General features: G+C 64.6%; 5 protein-coding genes. 3 read left to right on the top strand and 2 right to left on the bottom strand.

Features of this window, described 5'->3' with window-relative positions; all coding sequences use genetic code 11:
* Positions 1–80: 80 nt before the first annotated feature.
* Positions 81–7,193: a retention module-containing protein gene (locus IX761_RS02195; RefSeq protein ID WP_194787919.1), complete on the bottom strand. Its 7,113-nt coding sequence runs from the start codon at positions 7,191–7,193 to the stop codon at positions 81–83.
* A gap of 478 nt (positions 7,194–7,671) precedes the next feature.
* Between IX761_RS02195 and IX761_RS02190 the strand changes: the two genes are divergently transcribed.
* The 3 genes from IX761_RS02190 to IX761_RS02180 all read left to right on the top strand — a co-directional run bounded on the left by IX761_RS02190 (position 7,672) and on the right by IX761_RS02180 (position 12,716).
* Entirely contained in the window at positions 7,672–9,045 is a 1,374-nt protein-coding gene (locus tag IX761_RS02190; protein WP_194787918.1) for a TolC family outer membrane protein, read from the top strand.
* Between the two features lie 63 nt (positions 9,046–9,108).
* Positions 9,109–11,244, top strand: a complete 2,136-nt coding sequence (locus IX761_RS02185) for a type I secretion system permease/ATPase (RefSeq protein ID WP_194788160.1) — start codon at positions 9,109–9,111, stop codon at positions 11,242–11,244.
* Positions 11,245–11,360: 116 nt separating this feature from the next.
* Entirely contained in the window at positions 11,361–12,716 is a 1,356-nt protein-coding gene (locus IX761_RS02180; RefSeq protein ID WP_194787917.1) for an HlyD family type I secretion periplasmic adaptor subunit, read from the top strand.
* 10 nt (positions 12,717–12,726) lie between these two features.
* Here IX761_RS02180 and IX761_RS02175 read toward each other — a convergent pair whose 3' ends face one another.
* A complete protein-coding gene (locus tag IX761_RS02175; protein ID WP_194787916.1) occupies positions 12,727–13,233 on the bottom strand; it encodes a hypothetical protein in 507 nt (168 codons plus the stop codon).
* Between the last annotated feature and the right edge of the window lie 201 nt (positions 13,234–13,434).

Here is a 13,434-nt window from a genome sequence, read left to right as displayed (position 1 = left end):
CCACCTTCACGATCAGGCCCTACCTGTGAGAGCCGGCTTGCCGGCGATTGCGCTTTCGCGGCCAACCGCCGATCGACGCCTTACACCGTATCCACCTTCAACGAATGGTCGTTGAGCATGCCGTTGATGATGGTCGCGGTGTCATGCCCTGCCGCGATCACCCCACCCGCCCCGGCCGTGACCCCGTAGTGCTGCGCCAGGTCGATCCCCGCCAGTTCGATGGTCTGGGTCGGCGCCGCCCCCGCGACACTGCTCACCTCAATGGTCGACACCACATTGCTGCCGGTGCCGCTGACCTTGAAGTGCAGGTAGTCGTCCAGCGAGGCACTGGTGGCGTTCTCGCCCTGCAACAGTTGTGACAGGTCGAGGCGATCACTGCCCGGGGTGAAGTCGGTCACCGTGTCATGCCCGCTGTCGCCCTTCTGCCAGACGAACGCATCGTTGCCGCTGCCGCCGGTCAGCGTGTCATTGCCCGGCCCACCGATCAGCGTGTCGTTGCCGCCCCCACCCTTGAGTACATCGTTGCCGGCGCCACCGTTCAGCACGTTGTCGGCGTCGTTGCCGGTCAGGGTGTCGTTGTAGTCCGAACCGATCAGGTTCTCGATGCCGGTCAAGGTATCCGTGCCGGCGCCCAGGGTGTTCTGCGGCCCGCTATGGCCAAGGTCCACCGTCACCCCGGCCGTGGCCTTGGCATAGCTGGCCGTGTCGATGCCCGCCCCACCGTCGAGCAGGTCGTTGCCGGGCCCTGCGATCAGCAGGTCATTGCCCTCGCCGCCATACAGGCTGTCGTTGCCGGCGCCTGCCACCAGCACATCGTTGCCATTGCCGCCCAGCAGGGTGTTGTCACCGCCGCCGGCCAACAGCACATCGTCACCCGCCGTGCCGTTGAGGGTGTGGCCCGCCTGGTAGCTGATGTCCACATTGCCGGTCGCCGAGCCGCCATGGCCATCACTGACGGTGTAGGTGTCGTGAACCACCGGGTTGCTGGCGTTGCTGTAGTCCACCACCAGGCTCAGTTTGTAGTTCTCGGCGGCCTTGCTGTTGCCCAGGCTGTTCTCGGTATTGATCACATGGATGCTGTACACCCCGTCATGGCTGGCGGTGAAGCTGCCGCCATCGGCGATGGACTGGTAGTTGCCGGCGGCATCCTTCCACTCCAGCGCCAGGTTGCCGGCCGGGCGGTCATGGTCGAGGGTAAGGGTCTCGCCCTTGCGCAGGGTGACGGTGAGGGTGTCCTCGTCATTGGCATTGCCGCTGGTGATCGACCCCAGGTAGCCCGCCACCACCAGTGCCGCCGTCATGCTGCCCGACAGGCTGGTGAACTCGCTGCGCGCCAGCTCCCGGAACTGGTTCCCTGACTGATTGCCGGTGCCATTGAAGTTGACGGTCTGGGCCTGTGAGCCGGCGCTGAAGCCCGCGCCCTTGTCGGCAAAACCGGTGTTGAAGGTGATGGGCGCGGCGCTCAGGCGATCATGGTTGGCGTCGCTGTCGTTGGCCAGCAGCGCCTCGGCCGGCACCGTGAGGCTGGCCCCGGCGATGTTGGTGATGATGTGGTCGGCCCCGGCGACAGGTGCGGCGTTGCCGCCGATGTTCACGGTCAAGCTGGCACCTCGGGTGTCGCCGTCGTTGTCACTGACGGTGAAGCCGAACTGCTCTTGCTGGTTGCCGACGCTGCCTTTGGGCGAGGTGTAGGTGAACTCGCCGTTGTCCATGTCCACCAGCAGGGTGCCACCCAGGCCGGTCTTGATGGTCAGGCTGTTGCTGGCGGTGTCGAACACCGCCTTGTCCACCCCGCCGCTGACCGTGTAGCCGCCCTGCCCGCCATTGGCTTTGGGGTCGTAGCTGTAGCTGGTACCGTCCACCAGCAGCGCCTTGATGAAACCACCGTCGGCGCCGAAGTTGCCGCCACTCATCAGGCTGCCGGTGATCGGTGCACCCTGCACAGTGCCGGACAGCACCGCACCGAGCTGGCTGAGGTCGGTGACCACCACCGAGTTGGTGTCGACATGATTGCTGCCGTCATAGGCCAACGGGTTGAGGTTGGCGGTATCGACACCGTTGCCCAGGCCGATGGCGTAGGACTTGATGCCGTTGCTGTCGAGGAACGTTTCCCAGCTGGTTTCCAGCGCGGGGCTCATGCCATGGCCCGAGCTCGGCTCGCCATCGGAGAAGAAGTAGCCGATGTTCTGCGCCCCTTCGATCTTGCCGGCGGTGGCGAACGCCTGTTGCGCCGTGGTCGAGGCCGCATCGTAGTGGGTCAGCCCGCCGGGGCTCAGCCCGGCGATCAGGCTCTTGGCCTCGTCGATCGACACCCACACCGGGGTCTTGTCGGTGGCGTTGGTGGAGAAGGTGACGATCTGCACCTTGATGTCGCCCATCGCATCGTACTTGTCGAGCAGCGCGTTGATCGCCTGCTTGGCCAGGTCAAGGCGGCTCAGGCCCGGCACCCCGGAACCCGAGGCCATGCTGCTGGACACATCGATCACCAGCAGCAGGTTGCTGTCGACCTGGCCCGGGGTGACGCTGCGCACCTGGCTCTGGGCCGTGGGCACATCGTCGACGATGTTGATGGCGATGGTGCTGGTGACGCTGTTGCCCAGCGCATCGGTGGCCTTGTAGGTGAAGTGTTCCACCTGCGTGTTGGCACCGTCGTCGGCGCCGCCCGGGGTCTTCGGTGCCGAGGTCAGGGTGTAGGTGTAGGAGCCGTCTGGCTTGAGCAGGATCTGCCCGTACTGGCCGGTGGCGTTGCCCACCAGGCTGTAGGTCAGCGCGCCGGCGCCACCACTGACCGAGCCGACCAGGCTGCCGGAGGCGGTCTCGCCGGTCGAGCCCGGGTCGCTGCCCGTGACGCTGCCAGCGGCGAGGTCGGCGCCGTCCTTGTGCAGGTCCAGGGCTTTCTCGTACACGGTGACGTCGCTGTCCTCGCCCGCCTGCAGCGTGCTGGCCTGGACATTGATGGTGATGGTCGTGGTGCTCTCGTCGCCGTCCGCATCACGCACGGTGTAGACGAAGTGATCGGTCGCCCAGGGCGGCAGCACGCTGTTGGGGTTGGCGTGGTAGGTGGCGTTGCCTTGCGAATCCAGGGTCAAGTAGCCGTACAGGCCCATGATCGGCTCGCCGACATGGCCGCTGGCCGAACTCGACGTATCGTGGCCGAAGCGCACGCCCACCACGTACTGGCCATCGCCGCGCGTATCGGCGCCGATGACATCGTTGGCCAGCACGTTGCCGCTGACATTGCCGCCTTGTGTGACGTCAGCGAAATCGCAATGCGCCTTGGGCACATCGTCAACGATGCTGATGACGATGGTGCTGGTGGTGGTATTACCCAGCGCATCCTTCACCTGATAGGTGAAGGACTCGGTCACCACGTTCGGGCCATCGTTGGCCGGGTTCGGTGAGTGCGGTGCCGAGGTCAGCGTGTAGGTGTAGGTTCCGTCGGGGTTGAGCAGCAGTTGCCCGTATTGGCCGACGGCATTGCCGACCAGGGTGAAGATGAGTGCGCCGGATCCGCCAGTGACCGAGCTTGCCAGCGAGCCAGAGGCGGTCTCGGCATTGGCGTGCGGATCGCTGCCGATGACAGTGCCCGGCGCCAGATCGTTGCCGTCCTTGCACAGGTCCAGCGCTTTTTCGTAGACCGTCACCTCGCTGTCGCTGCCGGCGATCAGCTGGCTGTCATGCAGCTTGATGGAGATGGTCGTGGTGCTCTCGTCGCCGTCGGCATCACGGATGGTGTAGACGAACACATCGGTCGCCCACGGTGGCAGGTCGAGGTTGGGGTTGGCGTGGTAGGTGGCGTTGCCCTGGGCGTCCAGGGTCAGGTAGCCGTACTGGCCCATGATCTGGTCGCCGAGATGGCCGATGGCCGAGGTCGAGGTGTCGCTGCCGGCGCGCACACCGACCACGTACTGGCCGTTGGCTCGCACATCGGCACCGGTCACATCGTTGGCCAGCACATTGCCGCCAATGGTGTCGCCTTCTGTGACGTGGGCGTAGTCGATGTTCGCCTTCGGCACGTCGTCGACGATGTTGATGACGATGGTGCTGGTGGTGGTGTTACCCACCGCGTCCTTCACCTGGTAGGTGAAGCTCTCGGTAATGACATTCGGCCCGTCATTGACGTGGTTGGGCGAGTTCGGTGCCGAGGTCAGGGTGTAGGTGTAGCTGCCATCGGGATTGAGCAAAATCTGCCCATATTGGCCGGCAGCGTTGCCGACCAGGGTGAAGGTGAGCGCACCCACGCCACCGGTCACGGAGCTTGCGAGCGAGCCGGAGGCGGTTTCGTTCGTTGACTGCGGGTTGCTCCCCGCAACGTTACCCGCCGCCAGGTCGTTGCCATCTTTGACCAGGTCCAGCGCCTGCTCGTAGACCGTGACCTCGCTGTCGCTGCCGGCGATCAGCTGGCTGTCGTGCAGCTTGATGGAGATGGTCGTGGTGCTCTCGTCGCCGTCGGCATCACGGATGGTGTAGACGAACACATCGGTCGCCCATGGCGGCAGGTCGAGGTTGGGGTTGGCGTGGTAGGTGGCGTTGCCCTGGGCGTCCAGGGTCAGGTAGCCGTATTGGCCCACGATCTGGTCGCCGACATGGCCGATGGCCGAGGTCGAGGTGTCGCTGCCGGCGCGCACGCCGACCACGTACTGGCCGTTGGCTCGCACATCGGCGCCGGTCACGTCGTTGGCCAGCACATTGCCGCCGATGGTGTCGCCTTCAGTAACGTGGGCGTAATCGATGTTCGCTTTCGGCACATCGTCGACGATGCTGATGACGATGGTGCTGGTGGTGGTGTTACCCACCGCATCCTTCACCTGGTAGGTGAAGCTCTCGGTGATCACGTTCGGGCCGTCATTGACGTAGTTGGGCGAGTTCGGTGCCGAGGTCAGGGTGTAGGTGTAGCTGCCATCGGGGTTGAGCAGGATCTGCCCGTACTGGCCCACGGCGTTGCCGACCAGGGTGAAGGTCAGCGCACCCACGCCACCGGTCACGGAGCCTGCGAGCGAGCCGGAGGCAGTTTCGTTCGTTGACTGCGGATTGCTCCCCGCAACGTTGCCCGCCGCCAGGTCGTTGCCATCTTTGACCAGGTCCAGCGCCTGCTCGTAGACCGTCACCTCGCTGTCGCTGCCAGCAATCAGCTGGCTGTCGTGCAGCTTGATGGAGATGGTCGTGGTGCTCTCGTCACCATCGGCGTCGCGGATGGTGTAGACGAACACATCGGTCGCCCACGGCGGCAGGTCAAGGTTGGGGTTGGCGTGGTAGGTGGCGTTGCCCTGGGCGTCCAGGGTCAGGTAGCCGTACTGGCCCATGATCTGGTCGCCGACATGGCCGATCGCAGAACTCGACGTGTCACTGCCGGCGCGCACACCGACCACATACTGGCCGTTGGCACGCACATCGGACCCGGTCACATCGTTGGCCAGCACATTGCCGCTGACGGTATCGCCTTCGGTGACATGGGCAAAATCGCAATGCGCCTTGGGCACGTCATCGACGATGGTCACGTTCAGGTTGCCGCTGGCGGTGCTGCCATCGGTGTCTGTGGCGGTGACGGTGAAGTGCTCGACCAGGTCGTTGATGCCATTGCCGCTGGCATGGCTTTCGGTATCCAGCAGCGTGTAGGTGTAGCTGACTACGCCGGTCGCCGGGTTGTAGCCCGTAATCGTCAGGGTGTTGCCCAGGGGCGTGGTGATCGACTGCGGGAAGCCTGCGACCACCCCGCCATTGACGATCGAGATGCCACCCACGGTCAGGGTGTGCAAGCCATCGAGCGCAGTCACGGTGAAGGTGCCGCCCTGGGTCAACCCGCCGGGGTTTGGTGCGCTGCCATCGGACAGGTTCTTTTCGTACACCGTCACCCCGCCGCCCTGGGTGTCCAGGCCGCCGAGCGTCACCGGGTCGTTCAGGTTGCTGACGTTGAGCGTCAGGGTCGCGCTGCTGGAGTCGCCATCGGCGTCCTTGATGGTGTAGGTGAAGTGCTCCACCCCCTGGCCACCGCCCAGCAGGTTCTTGAAGTCGACGTCATTGGTGTTGAGGGTGTAGGTGTAGGTGCCGTCGGCGGCCAGCACCAGGGTGCCGTAGGTGCCGACGAAGGTGCCGGCCTGCACCGGCCCGCCCACGACACGGTCGGCGCCCTGGATGTCATTGGCCAGCACATTGCCGGTCAGTTCGGTGTGTTGCTCGGTCGCGGTCACGGCATTGCTGTCGTTGACCGCCCTGGGCACGTCGTCGCGGATGGTGACGTCCAGCGAACCGCTGGCCACGTCGCCATCGGTATCGCTGACCAGCACCGGGAAGCTTTCACCGAGGCTGTTGGTACCCCCCCCGTTTGGATGCTGCTCTGCACCGGTGAGGGTGTAGCTGTAGCTCACCACGCCCGTGGCGGGGTTGTAGCCGGTGATGGTCAGTATGTTGCCAAGGCCGGTGACGATGGATTGCCCAACGCCGGTCACCACGCCCCCCGTGACCACGTTGATGCCGCCGACGCTCAAATTGAACACGCCATCCGGCGCCACCACGGTAAAGCTGCCGGCCTGGGTCAGCGCCGCCGGGTTGCTGGCCGAGCCTTGGGCAAGATTGGCCTCGTCGAGGCTCAGCTCGCCGGGTTTCACCTCCAGGCCTTCAAGCGTCACCGGGTGATCGGTCGGGGTGACCGGTGGCGCAACGGGGTTCAGGTTGCCATCGCTGTCGGTGTCACGCTCGCCCAGGTAGCGGTTGGCCAGCTCCGGGATGCCGTTGAAGCCTGCTGTGGGGAAGCCGATGGTGGGATCGACACGCGCGGCCACTTCGGTCAGCAGCACGAAGCTGTGCCCACCGCCCGCCGCGCCCGGCGCGCCACCGGGGTTGCCGCCTGCTGCAGTGGCCTCGGCCTCCTCGGTCGGGTCGGCGCCGGCGGCGATGGCCTGTTGCAGGCGCTCGACATCGCTGAGCTGTGCATCGTTCGGTACGGGGTCGGGGGTGAGCACCTGGGGCGCACGGTTGGCCAACAGCTCCTGGGTCATCTCCAGGCTGCTGTCGCGGCCCAGGGTCAGCTCGGCGCCATTGTGCAGGCGCACCGCCACTGCGCCAGCCTCCCCGGTGGCGAGCTGTTCGCCGACGAACAGGCGATCCCCCTCCACCAGCAACCGTCGATGACCGTCATCCGTCACCGCGAACACCTGGCCGATCACCTTGCTGACCACGCCGACTAATTTGGCCATGAGCGCACGCCTCCCCTGCCGATGGGCTTTTGCAGATCAAGGCGGTCGGGTAATGGCGCAACAGCCGTCCTGGTGAGGCGAACCGTTGCTGTCACATTCGTGAAAATCACGCTCCCTGTGACAACTGCTGCGATAGCGGTACTGGACAATGGCCATCATTGGATGCCAAATTTTTGTCGCCAAATTCCGCTTTCGCCTTCCTCCCCTGCGTCCTTAGCTGCAAAAAATCTGGAACTTTCTCCGAAGCCCGAAAACCGCGTATCCCAGCCAGTTGTTCGAGCCGCCTGTTTGCAACAATGTCGCGTATTCCTTAGACCTCATAAGTTTTTTTTCGCATATACCTTATGAAAAATTCTTCTTAGCTCGCGCGATAAATGTTCTTAGCTCTGTTGTTACAAGCCTGAAACGGTTTGATTCTTATAAGTCGTCATTTTTTTGGCGGCAGCAGGACTTTTTTGAGACCAGGGAGAAGTACCCCATGCGCGCGTTAACCCCCATCACCAGTGCGATTTTATTGGCCATGGCCTGTGCCAATGCTCAGGCGATGTCCATCACCGAGGCGGTACAGAACGCCGTTGACCAGCACCCCGAGATCAGCGCCAGCCGTAACAGCCGCCTGTCGGCCGACGAAGACGTGAAATTCGCACGTGGCGGCTACTACCCCACCGTCGACCTGGTGGGCGGCTACGGTCGCCAACGCTCGGACAACACCAACACCCGCGGCTTCAATCCGGACGGCACGCGCAACCACAACAAGGAAACCCTCAGCTACACCCAGTCCGAACTGCGCCTGCGGCAGATGCTGTTCGACGGTTTCAACACCGCCAATGAAGTCGGCCGCACCGAAGCGGTCGCCAATTCGCGCGCCTACTTCACCCAGGCCACCGCCGAAACCGTGGCCCTGCGCACCGTCGAGGTGTACCTCGAAGTGCTCAAGCGCCGCGAGCTGGTGACCCTGGCCCGGAACAACCTGCAGGCCCACCTGCGGGTCAACGACCAGATCGGCCTGCGCAGCGAGCGTGGCGTGGGCAGCACCGCCGACCTCGACCAGTCCCGCGCCCGTCGCGCCCTGGCCGAGAACAACCTGGACACCGCCGAGGTGGACCTGGCCGATGCCGAGGCCAACTTCTTCAGCGTGGTCGGGCGCATGCCTGACGAGCTGGAAACGCCGGTGACGATCAAGGGCGAGGTGCCCGTTGACCTGCAGAACGCTCGCCAGGGCATGCTGGAGAGCAACCCCTACCTCAAGTCGGCCCAGGCCGACGTGCAATCCGCCGAGCAACAGTACGAAGTGGCCAAGTCGCCCTTCTACCCGCGCCTGGATGCGGTGCTGGCCACCGGTGCCAACAACAACATCGGCGGCCAGAAGGGCCACGACAACAACGACTGGCAGGCCGGCGTCGAGCTCAGCTACAACCTGTTCCGCGGCGGCAGCGACAAGGCTCGCCTGCAATCCGACGCGCACAAGATCAACCAGGCCATGGACATCCGCAACAATGCCCTGCGCCAGCTCAACGAGAACCTCAGCCTGGCCTGGAACGCCATGACCAACGCGCGCAAGCAGACCCCCACCGCACGCGAATACGCCGAAACCACCCAGCGCGTACGCGCCGCCTACCAGGACCAGTTCGGCCTCGGCCAACGCTCGTTGCTCGACCTGCTCGACAGCGAGAACGAGCTGTACAACGCCAACCGCCGCTACACCGAGGTGCGTTACACCGAGGAGTTCTCCATGTACCGGGTGCTGGCGACCATGGGCGAACTGCTGAGCAAGCAACGCATCTCGCTGCCGCCGGAGGCCATCGCCAAGACCGAAGTGCGTAACGAAGCCAGGTTGCCCGACATGCGTTAGGTACAGGGCGCTCATAAAGCGTTTACCCGTCCACCGCGGCAGGAGTAGGCCATCGTGACCAGTATGCAAAGCGCGCAACCGCGCCTGGATGTGGATGATCCGTTGCTCGATGGCCTGCTGATCCTGTGCAAGCTGCACGGCTGCCCCGCCAGCCGCGCCAGCCTGTGCAGCGGCCTGCCCCTGGCCGAGCAGCGTCTGGCCCTGCCGCTGCTGCCACGCGCTGCCGCCCGTGCCGGGTTGCAGGCGCGGGTGCTGCAACGGGAACTGGATGCCATCTCGTCGCTCAACCTCCCCGTGCTGCTGATCCTCAACGACGGCCGCAGCGCCGTGCTGCAACGCTGGGGCGAGCACGGCCAGGCACTGTTGCTACCCTGCGAGGCCGAAGGGGGCGAGCAATGGGTGGAACGTGAAGCCCTGGCCGAGGCCTACAGCGGCCAAGCCCTGTTCGCTCGCCCTCGGCACACCCTGGAAGACGTACGCGCACCGTTGATTCCAAGGGTCAACGCCTGGTTTCGCGACACCCTGCGCCACTCACGCTGGTTGTACGGCGACGCCCTGCTGGCCAGCCTGCTGATCAACCTGCTGGGGTTGATGGTGCCGCTGTTCGTCATGCAGACCTACGACCGCGTGGTGCCCAACCAGGCGCTGTCGACGCTGTGGGTGCTGGTCGCCGGCCTGTTCATCGGCACCGCCTTCGAACTGGTGCTGCGCATGGTGCGCGCCCACCTGCTCGACCAGGCTGGCAAGAAGACCGACCTGATCCTCTCCGCCACCTTGTTCGAACGCATCACCGGCATGAGCATGAAGGCCCGCCCAGCCACCATTGGCGGTTTCGCCCAGAGCATCCACGACTTCCAGGGCCTGCGCGAGTTCCTCACCGCGGTGACCCTGACCAGCATCATCGACCTGCCCTTCGTCGCCCTGATGCTGGTGGTGATCGGCTTGCTGGGGGGCTGGCTGGTACTGATCCCGCTGATCGCCTTCCCGGTGGCGGTGGGCCTGGCCTTGTTCATCCAGGTGCGCCTGCGCGACACCGTGCAGAAGAGCCTGAGCCTGGGTGCGGTGCGCCAGGCTCTGCTGATCGAGACCCTCGGTGGCCTGGAGACCCTCAAGGCCTGCGGCGCCGAGAGCGAGCGCCAGTACCAGTGGGAACACACCAACGGCGCCATCGCCCGCCTCGACGCCCACGCCCGCAACCTGTCGTCGCTGGCCAGCAACGGCACGCTGTTCATCCAGCAGTTCTGCGGCATGGCCACCATCGTCGCCGGGGTGTACAGCATCATCGCCGGCAACCTCAGCGTCGGCGCGCTGGTGGCCAGCTACATGCTCGGCAGCCGGGTGCTGGCACCGCTGGGGCAGATCGCCGGGCTGATCACCCGCTACCAGCAGGCGCAACTGACCATGCGCAGCACCGATGCGTTGATGAGTCTGCCGCAGGAACGCCAGGCCGAGCACCAGGCCCTGGGGCATACCGCCCTGCACGGTGGTATCAGCGTCAGCCACGCCACCTTCCGCTACCCCGGGCAGAGCGCCCCGGCGCTCAATGACGTCAGCTTCACCGTCAAACCAGGCGAGCGCATCGGCATCATCGGCCGCAGTGGTTCGGGCAAGAGCACCCTGGCGCGCCTGATGCTGGGCTTCCACCACCCCGACGAAGGCCAGGTATTGCTGGACAACCTCGACCTGCGCCAGCTGGACATCGCCGACCTGCGCAGCCAGGTCGGCTACGTGGCCCACGACCTGCCCCTGCTGGCCGGCAGCCTGCGCGACAACCTCACCCTGGGCGCACGCCACGTCAGTGACGCGCGCATGCTCGAAGTGGCCGAGCTGGCCGGTGTCAGCGAGCTGGCCCGCCAGCATCCGCAAGGCTTCGACCGCCCGGTGGGCGAGCGCGGCCAGCTGCTCTCCGGCGGCCAGCGCCAGAGCGTGCTGCTGGCCCGGGCGATATTGCTGGAGCCGCCGATCCTGATCCTCGACGAACCCACCAGCCACATGGACAACAGCAGCGAGGAGCAGCTGCGCCAGCGCCTGCTCGCCTGGGTACCGGGCAAGACCCTGCTGCTGGTGACCCACCGCACCTCGATGCTCAGCCTGGTGGACCGGCTGCTGGTGCTGGACAACGGCAAGATCGTTGCCGACGGGCCGAAGGATGCGGTCGTCGATGCCTTGCGCAAGGGCCGCATCGGCGCGGCGTTGTAACAGCGATGCCCTCCCTGTGGGTGCGGGTTTACCCGCGAAAGCGTCGTTGGCTCCACTGCAGTATTCGCGGGTAAACCCGCTCCCACAGGGTTCGCTGAATCCCTCGGAGGTTGTGCATGTCCTTAGGTCATAGCGTTCGCAGCTACCTCCACGGCACTGACAAGCGCGCCGAGCGCGACTACATGCCGGAACTGGCCGGCGCCACCTTGCAGGATGCGCCGAGCCTGTCGCGCCTGACCGTGTGGCTGGCGGCGATCCTGCTGCTGGTGGCGGTGACCTGGGCCCACTTCGCCGTGCTCGACGAGGTCACCGTCGGCGAAGGCAAGGCCATCCCCTCGAGCAAGGTGCAGGTGGTGCAGAACCTCGAAGGCGGCATCGTTACCGAGATCTTCGTGCGCGAGGGCCAGATGGTGGACAAGGGGGCGACCCTGCTGCGCCTGGACGACACCCGCTTCAAGTCGAACAAGGGCGAGAGTGAGGCTGACCGCTATGCCCTCACCGCGCAGGTAGAGCGCCTGTCGGCCGAGTCCGAAGGCCGCCCGTTTGTACTTTCAGACGAAGTACGCGCCAAGGCCCCGCAGGTGGCCGAGGACGAGGCCGCGTTGTACGAGTCGCGCCAGCGTCGCCTGGCCAGTGAAAAGCAGACCCTCAACGAACAATTGCGGCAGAAGACCCAGGAGCTCGCCGAGTTTCGCTCCAAGGTCGATCAATACCGCTCGGCCGTGGGCTTGTTGCAGCAGGAACTGGACATGTCTTCACCGCTGGTGAGCAAAGGGGCGATCTCCCCGGTGGAGATCCTGCGCCTCAAGCAGCGCACGGTCGAAGCCCGTGGCCAGCTCAACGCCACCAGCCTGGCCATCCCTCGGGCCGAAGCGGCCATTGCCGAAATCCGCAGCAAGATCCAGGAGTCCGACGCAAGCTTCCGCTCGGAAGCCGCCAAGGAACTCAATGACAAGCGCACGGAGCTGTCGAAGATCACCGCCACCAGCATCGCCATCGATGACCGGGTCAACCGCACCACGGTGGTGTCGCCAGTGCGTGGCATCGTCAAGCTGCTCAAGATCAACACCATCGGCGGCGTGGTGCAGCCGGGCAGCGACCTGGTGGAGATCGTGCCGATCGAGGACAACCTGCTGATCGAAGCCAAGGTGCGACCACAGGACGTGGCGTTCCTGCACCCGGGGCAGACGGCGATGGTCAAGTTCAGTGCCTATGACTACACCATCTACGGCGGGCTCAAGGCCAAGCTGGAGCTGATCGGTGCCGATACGGTGACCGATGACAAGGGCAATGCGTTCTACCTGATCCAGGTGCGCACCGAGAAGAATCATCTTGGGGGGGATAACAAACCGCTGTTGATCATCCCGGGCATGGTGGCCACGGTGGATATCATCACCGGGCAGAAGAGCGTGCTGGATTACCTGTTGAAGCCGGTGCTCAAGGCACGGACCGAGGCGTTGCGCGAGCGTTGATCGAGTTGAGCTACAGGGCGAGCGGGCCATCGCTCGCGGACTGCAGATCGATGATCTTGACGTTGAAGACCTGCTCGATGACGTGCCTTGGCCCCTGGTTGAGGCTCCAGGTGAACATCACCAGCAAGCCCAGCAGCAACACGGAGATTGCCGAGGCGACCACGCCTTGCGATACGCCGGTCCAGTAGTTGGGCTTGTAGCGCCTGAGTTCATCGGTCGCCTGCACTGCCAGCCGATGCTCCAGCTCTTGAGCCCGCTCCTCGAGCGACGTATTGAGAAAGTCCTCGGCCAACTCGCCTGCCTGGTTACGGTAGGTTTCCAGCTGGTAGCGAGAGTTGCTGATCTCGTGAAAATGCTGACGGTCTACCTCGCTGGGATCATCGCCCAATCTGTCCCGCCATCCCTGAATGAATTCGATCTTCTGCCGTTTGTACAGTGCATAGGCGATCATTCCCAGAAGATCGACATCGCTTTGCACCAGGTCCGTATAAATGAAGTTATAGCGCTCCGTCGCCATTGCTACTCAACCCTGATTTAACCTGCGCATTGCAGCCTCAAGTGCCGCCCTGATCTCTTCGCGACTAGGGCGCGTATTGTAAAGAATGTCCTGCACAGCCTGCGGCCATCGACGCTCTCGCTCAGGCCATCTGCCAGAACGCCTTTGACTCAGCTTGGCGTTGGCTTCGGCGATGAGGCGTTGGGAAAAAATGACTTTGGA

The organism is Pseudomonas sp. UFMG81, from assembly GCF_015354575.1.
In the GTDB taxonomy this organism is placed as follows: Bacteria; Pseudomonadota; Gammaproteobacteria; order Pseudomonadales; family Pseudomonadaceae; genus Aquipseudomonas.
Note: the sequence above shows the minus strand (reverse complement) of the source record. Positions and strands in the feature narration are given on the sequence as shown.